This is a genomic window from Bacillus sp. 16GRE42 (genome assembly GCF_019837435.1).
In the GTDB taxonomy this organism is placed as follows: Bacteria; Bacillota; Bacilli; order Bacillales; family Bacillaceae_G; genus Bacillus_A; species Bacillus_A wiedmannii.
Map to the genome: position 1 here is coordinate 461,372 of NZ_JADAXF010000003.1, position 24,005 is coordinate 485,376.

At 35.3% G+C, this 24,005-nt stretch carries 15 protein-coding genes and 2 other annotated features (1 of these 17 cut by a window edge); of the genes, 14 read left to right on the forward strand and 1 reads right to left on the reverse strand.

Features of this window, described 5'->3' with window-relative positions:
* Positions 1–217: a binding site (T-box leader), on the forward strand; it begins 23 nt to the left of the window's first position.
* A 53-nt stretch (positions 218–270) separates the two neighbouring features.
* On the forward strand, positions 271–3,372 hold the full coding sequence (gene ileS, locus ILS93_RS18865) for an isoleucine--tRNA ligase (protein WP_222661107.1): 3,102 nt from the start codon (positions 271–273) through the stop codon (positions 3,370–3,372).
* A gap of 292 nt (positions 3,373–3,664) precedes the next feature.
* Positions 3,665–5,176, forward strand: coding sequence for a M36 family metallopeptidase (locus tag ILS93_RS18870; protein ID WP_098111903.1), 1,512 nt, complete (start codon positions 3,665–3,667; stop codon positions 5,174–5,176).
* A 103-nt stretch (positions 5,177–5,279) separates the two neighbouring features.
* Here the strand turns inward: ILS93_RS18870 and ILS93_RS18875 are convergent, their stop codons facing one another.
* On the reverse strand, positions 5,280–5,762 hold the full coding sequence (locus ILS93_RS18875; RefSeq protein ID WP_103655006.1) for a hypothetical protein: 483 nt from the start codon (positions 5,760–5,762) through the stop codon (positions 5,280–5,282).
* A 216-nt stretch (positions 5,763–5,978) separates the two neighbouring features.
* On the opposite strand from ILS93_RS18875, the gene ILS93_RS18880 reads away from it, so the two are divergent.
* The 12 genes from ILS93_RS18880 to ILS93_RS18935 all read left to right on the forward strand — a co-directional run bounded on the left by ILS93_RS18880 (position 5,979) and on the right by ILS93_RS18935 (position 23,575).
* Entirely contained in the window at positions 5,979–7,361 is a 1,383-nt protein-coding gene (locus ILS93_RS18880; protein WP_222661109.1) for a UDP-N-acetylmuramoyl-tripeptide--D-alanyl-D-alanine ligase, read from the forward strand.
* Between the two features lie 66 nt (positions 7,362–7,427).
* Positions 7,428–7,639: a binding site (T-box leader), on the forward strand.
* A 105-nt stretch (positions 7,640–7,744) separates the two neighbouring features.
* Positions 7,745–9,043, forward strand: a complete 1,299-nt coding sequence (aspS, locus tag ILS93_RS18885) for an aspartate--tRNA(Asn) ligase (protein WP_103655007.1) — start codon at positions 7,745–7,747, stop codon at positions 9,041–9,043.
* A gap of 195 nt (positions 9,044–9,238) precedes the next feature.
* On the forward strand, positions 9,239–10,003 hold the full coding sequence (locus tag ILS93_RS18890; RefSeq protein WP_064473939.1) for a vWA domain-containing protein: 765 nt from the start codon (positions 9,239–9,241) through the stop codon (positions 10,001–10,003).
* Positions 10,004–10,012: 9 nt separating this feature from the next.
* Positions 10,013–10,786, forward strand: a complete 774-nt coding sequence (locus tag ILS93_RS18895) for a hypothetical protein (RefSeq protein WP_222661111.1) — start codon at positions 10,013–10,015, stop codon at positions 10,784–10,786.
* Between the two features lie 29 nt (positions 10,787–10,815).
* Positions 10,816–11,178, forward strand: a complete 363-nt coding sequence (locus ILS93_RS18900) for a ubiquitin family protein (protein WP_064473937.1) — start codon at positions 10,816–10,818, stop codon at positions 11,176–11,178.
* Between the two features lie 31 nt (positions 11,179–11,209).
* Complete coding sequence (essC, locus tag ILS93_RS18905; protein WP_142289300.1) at positions 11,210–15,217, forward strand: type VII secretion protein EssC; 4,008 nt, start codon at positions 11,210–11,212, stop codon at positions 15,215–15,217.
* Between the two features lie 127 nt (positions 15,218–15,344).
* On the forward strand, positions 15,345–15,617 hold the full coding sequence (locus ILS93_RS18910) for a WXG100 family type VII secretion target (protein WP_064473935.1): 273 nt from the start codon (positions 15,345–15,347) through the stop codon (positions 15,615–15,617).
* 82 nt (positions 15,618–15,699) lie between these two features.
* Complete coding sequence (locus ILS93_RS18915; protein ID WP_098111905.1) at positions 15,700–18,375, forward strand: tetratricopeptide repeat protein; 2,676 nt, start codon at positions 15,700–15,702, stop codon at positions 18,373–18,375.
* A 23-nt stretch (positions 18,376–18,398) separates the two neighbouring features.
* Complete coding sequence (locus tag ILS93_RS18920; RefSeq protein WP_222655359.1) at positions 18,399–21,215, forward strand: hypothetical protein; 2,817 nt, start codon at positions 18,399–18,401, stop codon at positions 21,213–21,215.
* 70 nt (positions 21,216–21,285) lie between these two features.
* Entirely contained in the window at positions 21,286–21,723 is a 438-nt protein-coding gene (locus tag ILS93_RS18925; RefSeq protein WP_222655358.1) for an SseB family protein, read from the forward strand.
* Positions 21,724–21,779: 56 nt separating this feature from the next.
* Positions 21,780–23,132, forward strand: coding sequence for a WXG100 family type VII secretion target (locus ILS93_RS18930; RefSeq protein WP_222661114.1), 1,353 nt, complete (start codon positions 21,780–21,782; stop codon positions 23,130–23,132).
* Between the two features lie 5 nt (positions 23,133–23,137).
* Complete coding sequence (locus tag ILS93_RS18935; protein ID WP_064477386.1) at positions 23,138–23,575, forward strand: SMI1/KNR4 family protein; 438 nt, start codon at positions 23,138–23,140, stop codon at positions 23,573–23,575.
* The last annotated feature ends 430 nt before the right edge of the window (positions 23,576–24,005 follow it).

Below are 24,005 nucleotides of genomic sequence, written 5' to 3' on the forward strand. Positions count from 1 at the left end.
TAAAATAATGAATTGTTCCCCAGAGAGCCGGTGTATAGCTGAAAGCCGGTGTGCAGACATTATTTGAAAATCATCTCCGAGGAGCCGAGGCTGAAAATAAGTAAGCCCGGACGGATGTCTACCGTTACAAAGAACACGTATGATAGTACGTTGCTAAGTGCTATTAGCGAAGAGCTAATAGAATTAGGGTGGTAACGCGGTTAAACCCGTCCCTACTTCATAGGGACGGGTTTTTTGTGTGCTTTTAAACATTCAAAGGAGTGATTGTAGATGAAGAAAGTAGATGTAAAAGAGTCAGCTGTAGGGAGAGAAACACGTATTCGTAAGCAGTGGAACGAGCAAAGTATTTTCGAGCAATCAATTCAGAATCGAGAAGGCGCACAGTCTTTCGTATTTTATGAAGGACCACCAACGGCGAATGGATTACCGCATGTAGGTCATGCGCTTGGACGGACAATTAAAGATGTAGTAGCAAGATATAAAACGATGGCTGGTTATAAAGTGCTACGAAAAGCGGGATGGGATACACACGGTTTACCTGTAGAATTAGGTGTTGAGAAGCAACTCGGTATTTCTGGTAAACATGAAATCGAAGAGTATGGAATTGAGCCATTTATTCAGAAGTGTAAAGAAAGTGTATTCACATATGAGAAGCAGTGGCGTGAATTCACTGAAAGCATCGGTTATTGGGTAGATATGGATGATCCATACGTTACGTTAGAGAATCCATATATCGAAAGTGTATGGCATATTTTAGGAACGATTCATGAAAAAGGATTATTGTATAAGGGACATAGAGTTTCACCATATTGCCCAAGTTGTCAAACTTCACTAAGTTCACATGAAGTTGCACAAGGGTATAAAACAGTAAAAGATTTAAGTGCAACAGTTAAGTTTAAAGTGAAAGATAGTGAAAATGAATATTTCCTAGGTTGGACAACAACACCTTGGACACTTCCAGCAAATGTTGCGCTCGCTATACATCCAAATATGGAATACGTGAAAGTGAAACAAGAAGGTCATGTATACATTGTTGCGAAAGAACGTGTAGAAGATGTATTAAAAGAAAACTATGAAGTATTATCTGTTCATAAAGGTGAAGAATTAGTAAACACATCTTATATGCCGCCATTTCCAATGAAGGAAGTTACAAATGGCTATCGAGTTATCGCAGCCGATTTTGTCACGGCAGATAGTGGTACAGGACTCGTTCATATCGCTCCAGCATATGGGGAGGACGATTATAGAGTCGTTCAAAGTGAAGGATTGTCATTCTTGCATGTTGTAGATGAGAAAGGTGAATATACAGAAGCAGTACCATTTTTGAAAGGGAAATTTGTAAAAGATTGTGACGTGGATATCGTTCGTTATTTAGCGAAGGAAGGCTTACTATACCATAAAGAAAAGTATGAACATAGCTACCCACATTGTTGGCGTTGTGATTCACCACTTCTTTATTACGCAGGAGAGAGTTGGTTAATCCGAACAACTGCAATTAAAGATACATTTTTACAAAATAACGATTCTGTTACTTGGTATCCAGACCATATGAAACATGGACGATTTGGTAAGTTTTTAGAAAATATGGTGGACTGGAATATTAGCCGAAATAGATATTGGGGAACACCATTAAACGTATGGGAATGTGAAAGTTGCGATCATCAATTCGCGCCGAAAAGCATTGCTGACTTAAGAGAGCATAGTACGAAAGAAACACCTGAAGATTTGGAATTGCATAAGCCGTATGTAGATGAAGTGCAAGTTTGCTGCGAAAAATGCGGAAGTACAATGAATCGTACACCAGAAGTAATTGATGTTTGGTTTGATAGTGGTTCCATGCCATTTGCGCAATATCATTATCCATTTGAAAATAAAGAGTTATTTGAAGAACAGTTTCCAGCGGATGTTATTGCAGAAGGCATTGATCAAACACGCGGCTGGTTTTATAGCTTATTAGCAGTATCAGCACTATATACAGGAAAAGCTCCATATAAACGAGTGTTATCACTAGGGCATGTATTAGACGAAGAAGGACAGAAAATGTCTAAAAGTAAAGGGAATGCACTAGATCCAGTTGATTTAGTAAATCAGTTTGGTGCAGATGCATTAAGATGGGCGCTACTCGTGGACAGTGCTCCGTGGAATGCGAAACGTTTCTCGGAAAGAACAGTACTGGAAGCAAAATCTAAATTTGTAGATACATTAGTCAATGTGTATAGCTTCTACGTCTTATATGCAAATTTAGATGAGTATAACCCGAATGAAACGTATGATGTAAAGCGAACGAAATTGGATGAATGGGTATTATCAAGATTGCATAGCACAACGAAAAAAGTGAGAACAGCACTTGATGATTATCAATTTACGAATGCGGCTCGTGAAATCGCGGCGCTTGTAGATGAAGTAAGTAACTGGTATGTAAGACGATCACGTAATCGTTTCTGGGAATCTGGTATGAATGCTGAAAAAGCAGCTGCATATGAGACACTACATGAAGTACTTGTAACAATTAGTAAATTAATCGCACCATTTACACCGTTTGTCGCTGAAGATATTCATTTGAATTTAACTGGAAGTAGCGTTCATTTAGAGGATTATCCAGTTGTAAATGAATCACTACTTCAGCCGGAATTAGAAGTGGAAATGGATGCCGTTTTACAAGTTGTTGAACTTGGAAGAAGTAACCGTAATCAACATTCTTTAAAAGTAAAACAGCCGTTAGCAGAACTTGTATTACTAGCGCATAATGAAAATGATATGGATTGGGAATCTTATCGTGATATCGTCATGGATGAGCTAAATGTCAAAGCATTTCATGTTGAACTCGATGAAACGAAATATACGTCCTATCAATTAAAGCTGAATTTTAAAACAGCTGGGCCGAAGTTTGGTAAAAATGTGAATGCATTAAATGGATGGTTAAAACAATTATCAAAAGAAGAAGTACAACACTTTGTATCTACAGAAAGAGCAGTTTACGAAGCAGCATCAGGAGAAGAAGTAGTTGTAACAGCTGAAGATGTAGTAGTAGAGAAAGTCGCGAAATCAGGATTTTCTAATACGACAAACGGACAATATACAGTTATGTTAGATACGAATGTAACAGAAGAGTTGTTACAAGAAGGAGTGGCGCGTGAATTTATTCGAGCGGTTCAAGAATATCGTAAGCAGTTGAATTTACCGGTTAATTTACGAGTCGATGTTATTCTTGATGCAGAGGAAGAACTAAAGCGAACATTAACGAACCATAAAGATTTATTGGAAGAAAATTTACTCGTTAAGCAATTTACATTTGATCACTTAACGAATGAAGACGATGAACTATCTTTAGGTGAAGCGAAAGTTCGAATTAAATTAAGCGCGGCTCATTAAAGCAAAAAGGAAGTTGGAATCATTCCAACTTCCTTTTTGTATGATGGAAATTTATCCGGCTAATTTTCTCATAATCCATTCGATAGGGCCTCTAGAAAATTTCTTTCTAAAGTATTGTTTTTACTTTACACATAAATATTGAGAAAATTTCACTCACCCTAAATGGAAAGGTAATAGAATTGTTTATAGAGAATTACTCGTAGATTCAATTTTTATCCTCCCATTTTGTGGGAAATGATTACCTAGTGGTAATGGGATAAGGTTGAGCTACTTAATTAGGGGGAGTGGTTCTATGTTTAATAAAAAAATGGTGGCAATGGCAATGACTGTGCCGTTAGTAATGGGGACGATTTCTACGGTTTCGGCATTGGAAAAACAGCAGCAAGTAAAGCTAGAAGCTTATTCGCCGCAGAAAAAAGCAACTGAATATTTAAAAGAAAATGCTGCGCAGTATGGATTGAAAACAGACCTTTCAGACTTGCAATATATTTCTACAACAGAAACGTCAGTAGCTTCATATGTTAGATTCCAACAAGTTGTTAATGGTGCGCCTGTATTTTCAAAACAAATTACAGTTACTCTTAACGGAGAGGGAAAGGGAGTACTTGCTGTATCTGATTATCAATCCGTTAAAGGTGTTAAGGAAGTAACGACAAAAATTAGTGAAAAAGATGCAATTCAAAAATCAATGGCGTATGTAGGAGAAGCAAGTGAGCAAAACTTATGGGCACCTACAGAGAAAGAATTCGGATATATTGTGGAAGAGGGAATTGCTCGTCCAGTATATAAAGTTGTAGTCCACGCTAATAATCCATTTGGTGCATGGGAAACATTTATTGATGCAGAAAATGGGAAGTTAATTAAAAAAGTTGATATAAACCGAAAAGCTGAAGGGACAGGAAAAGTATTTTTACCTAACCCAGTCGTATCTAGCGGTAGTAAAGTAGGCTTGAAAGATAATAACGATGCAGATTCAACGGCGTTAACGAATCAATTGAAGGCTGTTACGTTAAAAGGTTTAGATGGGACAGGATTTTTAATTGGAGAGTATGTAACGATTTCTTCAAAAGCAAATACAAAATCTACAAACTTACAATTTAACTATACACGTGCAAATGATAGCTTTGAAGATGTTATGTCGTATTATCATATCGATACAATACAACGTTACATTCAAGGGTTAGGTTTTAAAAATATTAATAATCGCTCTATTAAAGTGAATGTAAATGGAACGACGGCGGATAACTCATTTTATTCTCCGACAACGAAAGCTTTAACTTTTGGTACTGGCGGAGTAGATGATGCAGAAGATGCTGGTATTATCGCACATGAATACGGGCATTCGATTCAAGATAACCAAGTTCCTGGCTTTGGTAGTTCAGCAGAAGGCGGAGCGATGGGAGAAGGGTTTGGCGACTTCTTAGGTGCTACGTATGAAGATGCAGTATCGACAACAGGGTACGGAAAAGCATGTGTTGGAGAATGGGATGCGGCTGCTTATTCTAGTTCAGATCCGACGTGCTTGCGCCGATTAGATACGAATAAAGTGTATCCGAAAGATATTACAAATGAGGTACATGATGATGGGGAAATTTGGGCACAAGGCCAATACGAAATGGCACAAGCTTTTGGACGTGATGTAGCAACGAAAATTATTTTACAATCGCACTGGTCATTAACACCAAACTCTAAATTCAGTGATGGAGCAAAAGCGATTAAGCAAGCGGATGCTCTTTTATATGGCGGACAACATGCTGCAGATATCGATCGTATTTGGGCAGCAAGAGGAATTAGTACGAATTAATATAAAAAGTCGTGGCATTTATAAGCCACGACTTTTAAATTTGCTTAAGCACTGGTACTAGTAAAGGTAGCTAAATGAATGATAGTGTGAATTTATCCGCATTCTATTTATTTTTTTCATCTTTAAAAACAAAATGCTCTTTAAATTTTCTAGACTCAACTTTTTGACCGTTTCTCATGGAGCGGAAAGGGTGTTCTTGCCAAGTAATGATTACATCAACTTCATCTGCTTTTGTAGCAACTGGAAAATTAGCATGTTCAAATCCAGTTTTTCCACTTGCTAAGCGACTTTCCTTTCGTGAGAAAAGTTCATATTTCGTTTTCGTTTTTGGCTCGTTGCGGAATACTTCGACTTGTACGTTATATACTTCACTGTTACCAACATTTTTTACTGAAAATTGATATGTTTTAAATTCATCTTCTTTAGCTTGAAGCATATTTTTATCTATGTTCTTCGGTTCATCAATATTCACTTTCCATTGATCAGAGTTTTGGGAGATTGGTAAAGATTTTGGTGAATAGGCGTATGTTTCATTCACTGCAATTAGGCATAACAACAGAAGAAAGAAACTAATCGCTTTTTTCATATAAACACCTCGCTATAAAATTTTTATCCCGCATTAACGGGCAGTAAGACCCTCCACCTCAAAATTCAGGGAAAGCAAAGAAGTTAGGTGGGGGATCAACTGCCCGTAAAAGCCCGATTGGTGAGGGCTGATAATCAGTGGGGAGGAACAAAATCCCCACTGATTAAAGTTTCACTTTATCAATATGCGTAAATGAAACGGAAATTATGTAATAAAATGGAAAAATGTGATAGTTTGATTCAAATGAATTTGAAAAAACTTGAAGAAGTAGTAGGTGGTGAAGGGTTACAAGAATCGTTTCATCACATAGAGATACATGGTGTCTGCATAGATTCCAAAAGCATGAAAGAAGGAAATTTATTTGTTCCAATCATTAGGGTGAAAGATGGACATGATTATGTGAAAGAGGCATCCGATAATGGAGCTGTCGCTTCCTTATGGAAAAAGTCTTACGGCACTCCGCCAAAAGGGATGCCAATTATATTTGTTGATGACACTTTGTTTGCTTTGCAACAATTGGCACAATTTTATCGAAAAGAGCTAAATGTAAAAGTAATTGGAATTACAGGTAGTAATGGTAAGACAACGGTAAAAGATATAATAAGCACGATTTTAAGTACAACTCATCGTGTGCATAAAACAAAGGGCAATTTTAATAGTCAAATCGGTTTACCATTAACAATTTTAGAGATGAAACGAGATACAGAGTTTTTAATTCTTGAAATGGGGATGAGTGAAAAAGGACAAATTCGAAACTTATCAATAATAGCACAGCCAGATGTAGTGATCATTACAATGATTGGACATTCTCACTTAGAGACGCTTGGATCAAAAGAAGAGATTGCGAAGGCTAAATTAGAAATTATTGACGGGTTAAAAGGAAATGGTTTGTTTTTATATAACGGTGATGAACCATTGCTTTTGCAAAATAAAAATCTATCGAGTATAAATTGTAAGACATTTGGTGAAAAGTATACAAATGATTTGTTTCCAACAAACGTGCAATTAGATGAATATGGTGTTCATTTTAAATTAAATGATTCAAAAATACAGTACGATGTTCCCTTGCATGGAAAACATAATATTTTAAATACGATTGTCGGAATCGCTGTAGGTCAATATTATAATGTCCCTACAGAAAAAATACAGGAAGCATTACGACAAGTAAATATTACCCATATGCGCTTTCAATTTTTAACTGCTAAAACAGGATTTACGGTTATTAACGATGCATGGAATGCCAGTCCTTCTTCAATGAAGGTTGCAATTGAGACGTTACAGAAATTAAATGCCTATGAGAAAAAAATGATAGTGATTGGGGATATGTTGGAGTTAGGAAAGAAAGCTGAAACATATCATAGAGAAATTGGCAAAATGTTAAATGAAGAGAGCATTCAATATGTATTTACCTATGGAGAGTTAGCTGAAATTGTAGCGGAAGAAGCAAGAAAGAAATATGATACAGGAAAAGTACAGTCATTTAATAATAAGACCAAGATAGCAGAGGAAATATTGAAAATTATTTCGAAAAAGGATGTTGTATTACTGAAAGGCTCACGTGGTATGGCTTTAGAGGAGATTGTACAAAATTGGATTTGAAAAATCAAAATATATTTAAAAAGGCTTGCGTTTTATAATACGAAGAGATAGAATACTCTGTAAATATAAAAAGTGAGGATCAGGAAAAGTACATGATGCAAAGGTCTACAGAGAGCAATCGGTTGCTGAGAAGATTGCGATACCGCATGATGGAAAGACACCTGTGAGTGTTGCTTTGAACGTGATAATTAGTAAAAGCAAACGGTACCTACCGTTATCAGGGCTAAGATGGTCATTATGACAATTTGGGTGGTACCGCGGAAAAATCCGTCCCTATTTATAGGGGCGGATTTTTGTATTCTTTGAAAGGAGGTGAGTGACCGTGGATGATGACGATGACAACAATAACGTAAATAAATATAAAATTACTGGAGGGAAAAATAATGGAGTTAATAATGAAGCGTTCACTCACAAAAGAATGTACGGTACAAAGCGGAAAGGTTGTATTACTTCAAGGATGGGTAAAAAAGATTCGTCATCTAGGTAATGTTAGCTTTTTATTAATAAGGGATCGATCAGGAGTTATGCAATGTGTATTAGAAAATGAGTTAGCTGGATATAAGGTAGATGTGGAAAGTGTCGTTCAAGTCGTTGGTGAAATTGTAGAGACTTCGAAAACAGAGTTAGGGGTCGAAGTGCTTGCTCACGAAGTGAAAATATTAAATGGCGCAGAACCACTTCCATTTGAAATAAATAAAAAGAAATTACAAGTTGGCTTAGATCAACTACTGAATGAACGGGTATTATCATTAAGACATGAGCGAACCGCGGCGATATTTAAAGTGAAATCTACGCTCGTTCAGAGCTTTAGTGAATTTCTTATAGAGAACGATTTTACACGTGTATTTACTCCGAAAATTGTTTCACAAGGGGCAGAAGGAGGAGCGAATGTTTTTAAACTTCCATACTTTCAAAAAGAAGCTTATTTAGCACAATCACCACAGTTTTATAAACAGATGATGGTAGCTGGAGGGTTAGAACGTGTTTTTGAAGTTGCACCTGTTTACAGAGCGGAACATCATAATTCTTCCCGTCATTTGAATGAATATATATCGTTAGACGTAGAACTTGGATTTATTCATGATTTTCATGAGGTAATGCAATTAGAAACGGATGTTTTACGATATATGTTTCAACAAGTAGCAAAAAACTGTGAAAAAGAACTAAAACTATTACAAATAGAAGTACCTGTTATTACAGAAATACCGAAAATTACATTGTTAGAAGCGCAAGAAATTTTGAAAAATAAATACCGGAAAGAGTCGCCAATTGGGGATTTAGATACAGAAGGTGAAAAGCTACTAGGGAAATATGTGAAGGAAACATATAAGAGTGAGTTAGTTTTCATTACACATTATCCGAAAGAAGCTAGGCCGATGTATACGATGCCGAATAATGAGAATCCGTCTATTACTGATTCGTTCGACTTACTATATAAAGGATTAGAAATAACATCAGGGGCACAGCGAATTCATGATTATGAAATGTTACTTGCTTCTTTTAAAGAAAAAGGGTTACATCCAGATACATTTCAATCTTATTTAAATACATTCCGATACGGTTGTCCCCCACATGGTGGTTTTGGAATTGGATTAGAGAGAGTTGTATACAAACTATTAGAATTAACAAATGTACGAGAGGCGAGTGCCTTTCCGAGAGATTGTATGCGTCTTATACCGTAATAATAAACCCCTTCTATAGTATGAAGGGGTTTATTCCTTTCAACATATGTTAAAAGGAATAAATTTTTTGTGTGAAAATATGTAAATTATATTAAGAACATTTTATAATGAATTGAGAAAAAGAAAATTCATAAGTTATAATGAAATATGAATATAAAAAAAGTTCATATAATAATGTATGGAAGGGTATGAAACATGTTATATCAAACTCAAGCAACACAGCAAACACCAGCTTATATAATTTATCTTCTTGATGTAAGCGCATCAATGAACCAAATGATGGATGCAGGCGGAGAAGAAAAAAGAAGAATTGATATTGTAACGGATGCTCTTTCTTTAGCGATTCGCCAAATGGTATTTCGTTCAACAAAAGGTAGTCGCTTGCTTCCGAGATATAAGTTATCTATTTTAGCCTATAGCGATCATGTTTTTGATTTATTGGGTGGTGTGAAAACAATAGATGAGGTAGCAAGACTTCGCCCACTAGAAAAAATCCAAACGCATCGTTTAACTGATACAGCAAAAGCTTTCTCTGTAGTGGAGAAGTTATTGCAAAAGGAACTACCAAATTTACAAGACGGGCCAGCTCCTATTGTCTGTCATATGACAGATGGGGCATCAACTGGTGAAGATCCAGAATTAATTGTACGAAGAATTATGAATATGTCTGTACCTGATGGAAACGTACTAATTGAAAATATTTTTATTTCAGATGAAATTATGCAAGAACAAATTTCTAATATAAAGAAGTGGGAAGGAATTATGCCAAATACAGAGATTACAGATGAATATGGTGCAAAGTTGCAAAGACTTTCATCGCCTATCCCTCAAAGCTATCGTGAGATGATGATGGAACATGGGTTTCATATTGCAGATGGTGCTGTGATGATGTTTCCTGGGACAAATGCGGACTTAGTATCACTTGGATTTCAAATGTCTGCTGCAACGCCGGTTCGATAGGAGAGAAGTATGATGAAATATATTCTATCTCAAGAGAAAGAAACGGTATTGCAAGAAAAGGAAACGAAACATTTTACTTATCGATATAGCTATGTAAGAGCAAAAGAAACGCAGGATTTAAACGAGAGTGGAGAAGACTTTCTAGTATTTCTAGATAATGGAACTAGCTTCATATTTGCGTTATGTGATGGTGTAGGGCTGTCTTTTCATGGTGAAATTGCTGCAAAATTTCTTGGTATGAAGTTAGTAAACTTGTTTGAAACATGTCAAGAAAGTGGACTGGATATTGCTACATTATTAAATGAACAGTTAAAAAATTGGATAGAAGAAGCTTCAGAGGAAGTGAGTGCATTTCGATTGCCAGAAGAAACACCGTGGTTACTACGCGATGTTTTGGAAGAAAAGCGAAAACAAGGTAGTGAAACGATGTTTATTGGAGGGAAAATAGAACTTATTTCAAATCAAGATAAAGCAAAGATAACGATAGTTACACATGGCGATTCATTTGTACAGTTGTTTCAAGATAAGGAGAATTGTTCGAATGTAATGAAGTTTAAGAGAAATATAGAGAAAAGATGGTCTACACAGCGAGGCATTATTGGTGGGGAATTGGCGGTTTTTTCAAAGACATTATCAAGACAAGAAGCTAATCGGATAGTTATTCACTCAGACGGACTTGTACCGCTTAAGCAGTATAACTTTGAGGAAGTGTTAAAAGAAATTGAGAGGGCACAGAACTCTCCGACAAGCGATGATATTTCATTTTTAGATGTTTCTTGGTAACAAACATGATGGAAAAAAGGTGAATAAACGTGGAAGAGATTATTGTGACATACATAAAACAGTCAAATGAAGAAATTGATATTGCAATTCCAAATGACGTGAAAGCGGTACAAATTATTGAAGCAATTTTACATCATGAAAAAATAGATGAAGCATTAAGCGGGATCTATGAAATTAGAGTGGCAAAAGATAAAGAAGAGTGGCATTCTATTCGAAATGATGAAACGTTGCGCGATAATGATGTGTGGGATGGACAATATGTAATACTACATAAAAAAGGGACAATTATCCCTTCTTTTGAAATGATGCCGGCAGAAGAAGTTTATAATGAACCTGTTAAACAAGGTATGTCTTCTAGTGAAGAAGATTATGTATGGAAAATCATTGAGTAATAGTTTTTGGATGGGGAAGGAGAAATGTTTTGTGCAAAAATCACCGTATTTTCAACGCTCTCCGCGTGTGAAAGTAGATATACCGACAGGGGATGTTATTATTCATGATCCACCGAATATACCGGAGGAGCCGAAGTTTTCAATTGAAACAATGTTACTGCCTGCAATGATGACGGTTTTAACATTGGTATTATATTTTGTAATGATGAAATTTATGAAGATGAATTCAAGTTATATGCCATTAATGATGGTTTCAAGTATTCCGATGTTGGGGTCATATATAATTACAACGATGGGGCATTTCCGTAAAAAGAAAGAACATCGTCAAATGGTTGAACAATTACAAACAAGGTACTTAGAGCAAATTCAAAAGCATCGAGTGGAATTAGATACGTTAAAGGTTGAACAAGCAAAATATTTAATTACACAAAACCCAAGCCCATTAAAAAGTGTACAAAGAATTGAAAATCGGGAAAGTAATTTATGGGAGCGTACACCTGAAAGTCCAGACTTTTTAGATATTCGTATTGGTACAGGAGAAAGACCATTCCTTGTAGAATTGAAGGTGCCTGAGCAGAAAGGTTATGAAGAAAATCCATTAGTTACAGAAGCGCAAAATGTGAAAAGGGATTTCAATACGATACCAAATGGACACATTTCAATTTCTTTGAAAAAAAACGATGTAATTGGTGTAGTTGGAAATAAAGAAGATAGACTAAACTTTATTCGAATTGTAACGACACAAATTATGACGCATCATGCACCAAATGAAGTGAAAATAGCAGCATTTTATCATGAAAAGGAAAAAAAACAATGGGATTGGATGAGGTGGCTTCCTCACGTATGGGATGAACAGAGAAGTATGCGCTTTTTATCTGAAAATCAACAAGATGCACAGAAACTAGCAGAAGTATTATTTACTCCACTTAATATGCGCAGAATATATAATTCTTCTGCGCAAGCGGATGCAAAAGTTCCTTTAATTCCGATGTATGTCTTTTTCTTATCAGCGAGAGAATTTTTAGAGGATGATCCTTTAACTCCAATGTTACTTAGAGAAGGTGAAAGTGTAGGAGCTTCTACATTTATTTTTGCAGAACAAAGGGAAAGGTTACCGATGGAATGTGATCTTGTAATAAGTTTAAATGGAGAAAATGGAGAGTTAGTAGAAACGTTTTCAAGTTCAGCTGAAAACAATGGAACAACGCGTGCGAGTTTTAAAGTAGATCGACTTTCATTCGAACGATGTGAGCTAGGAGCGCGAAACATTGCTCCAATTCGAATGAAAAGTTCTACAGCAGCCAACATTCCGAAAGTATTAACATTTTTAGACCTGTTTCAAGCTAAAAACATGGAAGAGTTACAAGTGCTAGAGAGATGGAAAGAAAATCGGTATCCGACTTCATTACCGGTTCCAATTGGTGTAAGAGAAGGAAGTAAACCTGTTTTTCTAAATATTCACGATAAAATAGAGAAAAAAGGGCATGGCCCGCACGGTCTAATGGCTGGTACAACTGGATCAGGAAAAAGTGAAGTGATTCAGTCTATAATAGCCGCGTTAGCGGCAACCTATCATCCTCATGAGATGGCATTTATGCTTATCGACTATAAAGGTGGTGGAATGTCAAACACATTTGCGGGATTACCGCATATTATTGCATCTATTACGAACTTAGAAGATCCAAACTTAATTGAGCGTGCCAGAATTTCATTAAAGGCAGAATTAGAGCGGAGACAAAAATTATTCATTCAGGCTGGAAATGTTCAGCATCTAGATGAATATTATGAAACAAGCTGGCGTGAAAAAGAACCTTTACCACATTTATTTATTGTTATTGATGAGTTTGCTCAAATGAAAAAGGAACAACCAGACTTTATGGACGAGCTAATTAGTGTCGCTGCAATAGGAAGGACGTTAGGAGTTCATTTATTATTAGCAACTCAAAAACCTTCAGGGGTTGTAAATGACAAGATTTGGAGTAACTCGCGTTTTCGAATTTGTTTACGTGTACAAGATGATGCGGATAGTCGTGAAATGTTAAAGATTCCAGATGCATCTAAAATTAATGTACCAGGACGAGGGTATCTCCAAGTTGGTAGCAATGAAGTATTGGAATTATTCCAGTCTGCATGGAGTGGAGCACCTTATAATCCAGATGAAGAGAAAGTTCTTGATATTGTTGATTTTACAGAAGTTAAGCTCTCGGGTGAAAGAATAAAAGTGAAAAAGCGTCCAAAACCAATGACAAATAGTCCGAAACAATTACAAGCTTTTATTCAATATGTACAGAGCGTATCAGAAAAAGAAAATATTAAAGCATTACCAGGACCTTGGCTGGATCCATTACCGGAAAAATTATTGTTAAAAGAATTTTATGCTATGGAAGATTGGACAATTGGTGAGTGGAATAAACCGAAAGAATATTTACAAGTAACAGTTGGATTAATTGATGATGTTGCAAAACAAGCACAATTTCCGCTGAAGTTAGATTTACAAGAAGGGCATTTAAATATTTATGGTATGCCAGGTACAGGAAAAACAACGATGTTGCAAACTATTATTATGTCTCTAGCTGTATCTCACACACCAGAAGAAGTGAATTTCTATGTTATTGATTTTGGTCGTATGTTTTTAGATTTTAGAGATTTACCTCATATTGGTGGGATTATACAAGAAGGCGAAAATGAGAAAATGAAACGTCTATTCGGATTTTTAAAGAAGGAAATCACGCTTAGAAAAGAGAGCTTTTCTAATATCGGTGCAAAGTCATTCTCTATGTATAACCGAATGGTAGAAAAGAAAATACCAGCTATAGTAGTAATGGTAGATGGTTATATAAGGTTCAAAAATGAATTCGAGAAAGAAAATGAAGTATTAGAATTATTATTGCGTGAATCAAGTACATACGGTGTATATTTCTATTTCTCTCTGAATCAAACAATTGATATGTTTGATCGTGTTCGTAATAATATACCGATGGCACTTACATTTGAATTACAAGATGGAACAGAATATCATAACTTAGTTGGCAGACCTAAATTCCCATTAATTGAAGTTCCTGTTGGCCGTGGGTTAATGAAAGGACAACCGCCGGAATTATTCCAAGCAGCATTGCCGTTTATTGGTGAAAGTGAACTTGAGTACTCTCAACAATTAAAAACAATTATTCGAAAAATGAATGGAGAATGGGATGGTGAAAAAGCAAAAGCCATTCCAATGGTACCTAAAGAAATATTTGTAGAGCATATGGTTGAAAAATTGGAAACAGCCCAAATTTCAGCAGGTATGGAAACAGAGGATATTCAATTACAAAGTATTTCTTTAGATGAAATGAGTCATATATTTGTTGGGGGAAGAATAGAAGGTGGAAAAACATCGCTTTTACAAACACTTCTGTTCACTACTACATACCAATACTCTCCTGAAAAGGTTGAGCTATACTTAGTAGACCTTGGTGAAAGGCCTACAGGCATATTAGCTCTTGGAGATTTACCTCATGTGAAGAAGAAAGTTACAGATGGTATGCAATTAAAAGAAATGTTAGATGAATTGTTAGAGCTAATAAATAATAGAGAACCAATAATGCCTTCTATAGATCCAAACGCAACAGTGGAGATTCCATATAAGAGAATAATCATTGCGATTGATGATATCGATCAAATGTTAACTATATTATCTACTGATTATGAAGCAAAAAACAAAATGGAACTAATTGTCCAAAACTGTAAAAATAAAGGGATTCACTTTATGACAGCTGCTACAACTTCTAGCTTAAATAGCTATTCTCATGAAAAATGGTTTGCGGAAATTAGAAAGAGAAGTATTGGATATTTATTGGGAACGACACAAAATAATGATGTGTATTTCTTTAATATGAAACTGCCACATACTGAAATGGATCAAGAATTATTAAGTGGGGATGGGTATTGCATACGTAGAAAGCCAATAAAAATAAAATGTGCATATACACCATTACATTTACTTCGCACGATGACAGATAAAATTAGTGTGAAATGGTCTGAATTAAAAGTGAAATAATATTAAAATAGGGTTAAATTACTAGAAAATAGAATATTTTTGTAATTAAACCCTTTAAAAATTGTATGAATATAGTTTATAATCTAATTGTTGTATTATTTATGATTTGAAAGGGGAAATTATTAAGATGGCAGAAATTAAAATCACACCAGAAGAACTTGAAAGAATCGCAGGAAACTTTAAAAACGCAGCAGGAGAAGCACAAAGTCAAATTAATAGACTTGAAGGCGATATTAATAGTTTAGAAGGACAATGGGCTGGGGCAACACAAGCAAAATTCCGTGGAGAATTTATGCAATCTAAACAAGCAATGCAACAATACATTCCAATTTTAGAAGGTATTTCAACAGATTTAAAACGTATCGCTGATAAATTCCGTAATACAGATAACGCATACTAAGAATAGAACAATTGCAAAAGACCAGGAGCTATTGTTCCTGGTCTTTTTTTGAAAAATTGTTATACGAGAGTAAGGGGATAAAATGGGATTCCGACCAGAAGTAGGAGAAAAAATTAGCCTTAATAAAGATGTTTATCGTTTTGAGAAACACCCAGCTGTAATTGGTATTGAGATGCCCTATGGTCAAGAGGGAAGACAAGGAACGGTTTATCAATTACAACAGGAAAATGGTGTTGAACGAATTGCATTAAAAGTTTTTAAGGAACGCTATCGCGAAGAAAAACATCAACTAGCATTTTTGAAACCACTATCTTCCTTAGTGGGTCTGAAAGTATGTTCACGTTATATCGTTACTAAAGAAGAACATACATCTGCTATCGAAAAATCAGAAGATCTTGCTAATAGTATTGTAATGCCTTGGATTGAAGGTCCAACATGGGCTGATATAATACAAGAACAAAGAATGTTATCAAAAGAACAATGTTTCTTTATTGCAGAAGCATTTCTTACAACACTTAAAATGATGGAAGAAAATGAAGTTGCTCATAATGATTTATCGTCTAGCAACGTACTCGTACCTTTCTTAAGTGAAAATCTAATTGAAGGTCAACACAATATCGAACTTGTTGATGTTGAGCAAATGTATGGCCCGAAAACGAAAAGACCTTCATTATTGCCAGCAGGTTCAGCGGGCTACGCACCGATGTATTTAAAAAGTGGAGTATGGCAAAAAGAAGCCGATCGATTTGCAGGTGCTATTTTATTAGGAGAAATATTAAGTTGGTGTAGTGAGGAAGTTCGAAATAAAAAATGGACGGATGCAAGTTACTTTAAAACGGAAGAAATGCAGACAGAATGTGAAAGATATACGTTACTTCAGCAAGTATTACATAATCAATGGAACGGGGAGATTGCAAAATTATTTAGGCAGGCATGGAGTAGTAACTCTTTCGCAGAATGCCCAAGCTTTGCGCAGTGGTACGATGTCTTTAATAGCGCGAGAGAAAGAATGAAAATTGATGCGGAAAGGCAGTCAACAGAAGAACACTCTCTTTTTGTATCAAAATGTTTGGAAATTGCAAGATTATTAGAAGAGAGAGGATTTAAACAAGCGGCATTATATGAATATAAAATAATTTTCAATTCACTCAATCCATCAACAGCTCTGCAAAAAGAACTCGCATATATCATTCAAACTATGGAGAGTCAAGAGCCTGAAATAAATAATAAAATGGTCCTACAACATTATTTGGAATTAGCTACTGAATTGGAACGAGAAAACAATGCAGCATTTGCTTGTTTCGTCTATTCACGAATCGTACAATTTCCAAACATTGACCAGGCGTTAAAACAGGAAATTGAAAGCATTATTGAAGAGATAAAAGAAGAGCAAGGAACACAGTCGCAGCAAGAAGTAGCAGCTACAATTACAGTGCCAACTAGCATTCTACAGAGCCGGAAACAAACGAAAAAACAAGTGGAATATGATGTAGATGATGAGATTTTAAATGCAAAAGCATCAAATCAACCACTTACAATAACGCATGAGCAAAGTGAACCGTCGGCCTTTTCTAAATGGTGGAAAAAGAATAAAAAACGGATTTTGATTATTGGCTCAACTGTAGTTGTTGTTATAGGTGGTTCAACGTTATTTTATTTCTACACAACAAACGCTAAATATCAAAAGTTTATGGAACAAGCACGACAAGCCTATCATGATAAAAAATATACAAAAGCTGAAGAAGCTGTTGAACATGCAATTGCTGTAAAGGGTAAAGACGAGGCTTATCTTCAATTAGCAACGATTTACGTTGCTGAAGGAAAAAATAAAATTGCAATCGATTATATTACAAAACTAATAAAAGATAGAGAAATCGATAAAGAAAATAATGAAGCTGCTTATCTATTAGCTTCAGCAAATTTCCGCATTGGAAAATATCAAGAAGCAGTGCAAAATTTTGAACAAGCGTTAGCGAATAATGCAAAAGGAATTGAACCATACAAAAAAGATGCAATGCGAGATTTAGCTGTATGTCATATGAAAATGAAAGAATTTGAAAAAGCGGAAGATGTTATTGTCAAAATGAGTACGAAGACAAATGAAGATAAAGCAATTGTTTCGTATTTAAAAGGTCAATTATCAACCGCAACGGTACAGTTAGACAAAGCAGAATCTTTCTTTAAAGAAGCTATTATGCAAGATTCAAAGAATGCCATATATACAATTGAACTTTCAAATCTATATGTGCTTTGGAATAAAACAAATCTAATTGATAGTGCGAAGAAAGAAATGAATTATCAACAAGCATCTCACATTTTACAAGTAGCGATTCAAAAAGATATGAAAAATATTGAGTTGTTAAATCAACTAGGAATTGTGTATTACGAAGCGGGTCAATTTTATGAAACGCGAGATGGTGCAAAGAGTACTGCCGCATATCAGCAAGCGTTAGAAGCTTATAATAGAGTTGTCAGCAGTGGAACACGCGACATAAATACGCTTGTAAATATAGGGATTTTATACGATAAAGTGGGACAAGGAAATGAAGCAGAGAAGCTTTTCACAGAAGCATACTCACAAAACGATGAAAATCCACATGTGAATTTTGCATTCGGGATGTTTAAAATTAAACAGAAAAAATACGAGGAAGCAAGTCGTTTCTTAAGAAAAACAGTTCAAGCAAATGAAAATGAATCCGAAGTAAGAGCTGCGCAAGAAAAATTAACAGAAATGAAAACAAACGGTTGGATTCAATAAAGATAGGAAAAGGGGAAAAGGACATGGAGGAAAACAATAATAACTTAGGGAAAAAAGTCGCTATATCAGTAATGTCGGTAGCATTACTAGGAACATCAGGATATCTTGTGTATGACAAAGGCTTTAAGACAGCAGGAAAAGAACAAGTAAAACTAGCAAGTAATACAGAAGAGAAAAAAGATGATCGTATTACAGGGGGCGATTTACAGTCTATGTTCCCAAATTTAGTCGCTGATCCTGCAAAAAAAGATGAAAAACCTGGCGAAAAACCAACTATTAATTTAGCGGACTTAATTGGAAATAATAAATCACCAATTACGCCAGTAACGTATAAACCTGATGAAGTATCGGTCGAAAAGAAAGATCCACAAATCAAATTATCAGATGCACCAACTCCGCAAAAGCTAGATTTGCCAACGAATATGGGGGGGCCTGTGGTGGAACCGAGTAAAAATTTTCCGGATAGTTTGGTGGACCCGGGGAAAACATCAGGTGGTGATAAGGAACTAGAAAAACCAAAACCGGATGGCGATAAAGAACCAGAAAAACCAAAACCGGATGGCGATAAAGAACCAGAAAAACCAAAACCGGATGGCGATAAAGAACCAGAAAAACCAAAACCGGATGGTGATAAAGAGCCGGAAAAACCAAAACCAGATGGTGATAAAGAACCAGAAAAACCAAAACCGGATGGTGATAAAGAGCCGGAAAAACCAAAACCGGATGGTGATAAAGAACCAGAAAAACCAAAACCACCAGTGCCACACGATCAAATTACAGTATCACCAATAACGGGAGATATTTTAGTTGAGTGGTATGCTGGAAATGGAGAGAAATATTCATCTGTATTCTTTAATGAGTATTACGGGAAAGAGCAAGACTCTAATAAATTAGATATGTTAGCTGAATATTCCGAGGAACTGAAAGATTTGACACTTATATCTCAATTAAATAAGGAGTCAAATGCAAAAACGTTGGCTAATCATAGATTAACATTGGAAAATTTGGGGGAAATTTTAGCTAATAAGGATAATCATTCCAATCAAAGTGCATTATTCTATTTACGTAATCAAATGAATACACTTAAGGAAAAAGTTACAACACAACAAGAGTTACAAAAGTATTTAAATGAAAACCAGAAAGAGTATATTCAATTTGTTGGAAAGTTAACATATGATAAAGCTGTGTATGAGGAAGGGATTTGGTTGGAAGATCCGTATAATCCGGAGAATCTAGTCTATTTAGAACAAGCTTTAAGTAAATATTATTTAGTCACATCAGTGCTCGAAAGTGTGGATCCCAAAATAGTAGAATCTGCAAATCAACGTGTAGAGAAGATTTTTTACAAACTATTAGAAGAAGAATTAAAGAATATTAACATCGACAAACCGGTAGTGACATCTAATAATGATACCAAGGAAAACGTAGGTACAGAGGAAGCACTTGTAACTAGTAGTAATGGAGAAAAAGCGGTTAAAGAAGATAATAAGGTTGAAATTGAGGCGTCAGAAATAGCTAGTGAAAAAGATAAAAAAGATCAATTAATTGAAAGTGAAAAAAGCAATATAGAAAACAAGGAAAAAATAGAGCATAAAAATAAAGATAGCAAAGATACAGTTGATCAAATGAAACCGGAAAAATCAGAAAAAGAAAAAAGAATTGATCAAGCAATTGAGCAAATCGAAACATATTTAAATTCTGAAAATCCACAATATGAAAAGACATTAATATTAGTAAATGAATCGATTGCTGATGCAAACAATCAACAAAAAGAAAAATTAGATCAGCAATTTAGTATGGCTGTAGAGGGACTTCAAGGACAAATAAACGCTCCTACTACTTCAGTGGAAGTTGCTCTAAATAAAGCAAATTTATTAGCAAATACAGCAAAGGTTGAAAAATCCGTTCAAGATGAAGCTAAAAAATTATTAATGCCACTTATGTTTGAAAGAAAAGCAATTGAGGCTGCGAATATGGGAGAGTATTATACAGCTGTATTGAATATTGCGAATGCAATTCGCACAAAACACCCATTAGAACGTTCAAGAGAAGAAATGGTTAATTATTCGAATAAATTATGGGTAAAGACAGAAAATGAATGGAATGAAATGAATGGAACAACAGGGTGGCAAAATAAGGTAGAAAAAACAGTGCTACCATCATACACATTACTGGCACAATTAAAGGATATCGATAAGACTATTGGCCAAATTAACGGAATGGGTATGATTGATAGTGCGTCAAGAAAGATGGAGGGAATTCAGCTAATACAAATAGCGAGTGCAAAAGCGAATGAGCCAGGAAAACTTTTTGATGCTTTACATTACTTCGGACAAGCTTCAAATCGCGGGGTAGACGATGAAAAAGGATTCACTAAAGTTGCAAATGAAGTATTATATGCAGCGGAGCAAGCGGAAAAAAGTAATTATTTATCAGCATTAGAAATTTATCAAATTCTTTATAAGACGCCAGGTATTGAACTGACTGGAATGAAAGATAAAGCCAAAGCTGCCATTGAATATTTAAGTGCATTTGATGCTGCAAATAAAAGGGCTAATCATGTAAGCACTATTGAAGATTTAGCATCAGTAATTGAATTAACACATCAATCAATCATGCTAGGGTATCAGCAGGAGCCTGTAAATAAATTTATGAAGGCTGTTTCTGAAGAAATGTTAGAGACAGGTGAAAAGTATTTAAAGAAAAATGATAGTAATAATGCATATAAATGTTTCGAGTTTTTAACTCGACCAATATATTCAGCTACAATTGATGGAGAATTGCGCCAAAAAGCAATGAAACAATTAAACGAAATTAAAGCTATAAACGTTCAAAAATAATTAGATTTAACATTCGCCATCTTACTTTGCGTAAGATGGCGAAATTATTTCACATAAGGAGTGAAGTTCAATGAGTTTACTAGAAATTTGTCCATTAGATGGGGCGCTAGTGGAAGCTTTACAGAATGAAGAAAAAAGATTTCGTTTTTATGAGATATTACAGAAATCAAATTTGTACGTTGTTGCTTCTGTAGAGGGAGATACAAATGTAGATGAAGAAGGGAATTTGATTTCAACTGAAAATACACAATTGCAAATTCATTATTTTGAAATGGAAGAAGGATTAATGTTACCACTGTATTCTGATTTGAAACATTTAGAAATGGTTATTCCAGAAGAATGTCCATATGTCTCTATGAATGCGATTGAATTATTAAAGACGATAGATTTAGAAGCAAATGTAATATTAAACCCAGGAACAAAATTTCAAAAATTATTTGTGAAGGAAGAAATTGAAGCGATTTGTGATAACAGTATTTTTGATGTTTTTTCTAAAGGGAACAAGTAAAAATTGATGCAGTTTTATTTCTTTTTGGTATAAAATAGAGGAAGGTGGGAGAGGGTTTGGAGATCAAGGTCAAACCTGAACAACTCGAACAAATTGCCAAAAACATATCAGAGATGCAAACACACAGCCAGAACATACAACAAAATCTCAATCAATCTATGTTTAGTATTCAAATGCAATGGCAAGGAGCAACGAGTCAGCATTTTTATGGGGAATATATGAGATCAATGAGACTCATGGAATCTTACATACGTAACTTACAAGTTACAGAAAAAGAATTACGGCGTATCGCTCAAAAGTTTCGTCAAGCAGATGAAGAATATCAAAAGAAACAAAATGAAAAATTGAAAGAAACCCATAAAACAGAAAAGAAACATGTAAAATCATGGTGGGAAAAGGGAGTAGAAGGAGCAGCTGAATTCATTGGAATAAATGATGCAATTCGTGCAGTTACCGGTAAAGACCCTATTACAGGAAAAGAATTATCATCAAAAGAAAGACTCATCGCCGCAGGATGGACGCTCCTAAACTTTGTTCCTGTTGGAAAAGTGGCAAGTCTTGCTGGAAAAGGAATAAAGTATGTCGCTTCTAGCTTTGGGAAGACAATTGTAAAAGCAGGAAAAAGACTAGGCGAAGGCGTAACAATGGTAGCCGGAAAAGCTGGAAAAGCAGCTGTTGATGGCATAAAAACAGCCAGCCACAAAGTAACAGAAGGTGTAAACTTTGTAGCCTCGACAGCAAAAGGCTTTGCCGATAAAATCGGAAGCCTATGGAACAAAGGTGCCACAACCGTAAAAACAACTTTCTTGCAGGGAAATGAAAAGATCCAGCACGCAGTAAAAACATTGCTGGAGTACAAATGGATCCCAGGTGAGGGAAAAGGCTTCGCCATGGCTGGAGTAGGAAATGTCTCAGGGGGAGGACAGTATTCTCTGAAAGAGGCTTATCAGTATATGGAGAGTAAGGTTGTTAAGGGTACGGGTAAAATTGATTACGATTTAGCTAAAGATTATATTAGAGATGTAGAGTCAAAAACAGGATTGAAGCTTCATAAAAACCAAGTAGAACAATTAAAGGCTGCTCTAAGGGAACATAAGTATGAAAAAATGACGCCATTAGAAACGTTAAAACACAGAAATAAATTTAACAGTGTGAAAAACAAATTGATAAGTGAATGGGAAGAAAAAACAGGGCAAACATGGCCAAGATATACTGAGGAAGTTTATGATAAAAAAGGTAGAGTAGTAAGGGATATTGGGCAACCCTATGATGCACATCATATTATAGAGAATAATTTTGGTGGGCCTCATGAATGGTGGAATATACATCCTGCTAAATTTCCTGATGAACATCAGGCAGGAATTCATGGTAAAGGGTCACCATCAAATAAATTATTTCCAAGGAGGTAGTTTTAATGGCTGCATTTGATTTTATAAAAAATAGTCATCATAAGTTTTTTAAATTACAAGAAAATGAACTTATAGTGGCAGAAAAGAGACTTGGATTTGCGTTTCCTAATGAACTTAGAAATTTTTACTTAGAAGTTGGCTATGGTTTTATAAAAGGAAATAATGTGGATGCAATAAATAGAATAATGGATCCAGATACTATAGCAGATATTACATTGAGAGAAGGTATTTACGAGTTTGATCCAGATTTAGAGGGGATATACGAGGAAGAAGATAAATTGGTTTTTTATGAAGTAAACGAGGGTGTATATTTAACACTTGATTTGAATACTCCTCAACAAACTCCTGTATATTTTTTTGAGACTCAAATAGCTGATTCATTGGAGGAATTTATACGGAAAATTAATCAGGATACTGAATACTTTGTGAATATGGTTGATTAATACTCTAGTATAGATTAAAAGTCTACAGTAATGAGTAAACAAACGAGAATGAAGAAGTTCGTGGTGCTAAAGTTAAATATACACTGACACATAAGACAAGCAAACGAAAAAGCACTTATTTTTGAAGTGGACAGAAAAAGAATAGGCTGTTAGAAAGTACGTACTTCATGATGGTTGGACCATCATGGGGTACTGTGTGCAATGATAGAATAGAAAACAAAGTACGAGCTTAGGCGAGATGACATTTTACCGGGCGATAAATATAAACACATGGAATGGACATTAAACTAACGAACTCGTACAAACTCGTAAGTTTTAACGTAGTAGTTGTCATGACATGTAAAAGGTGTCATACTGTTACTAAAAAACTTACAAATTTATGCTACTTAAAACATATGAACTTAAAGCGCTTGATTGTCTCTGAAAGGCA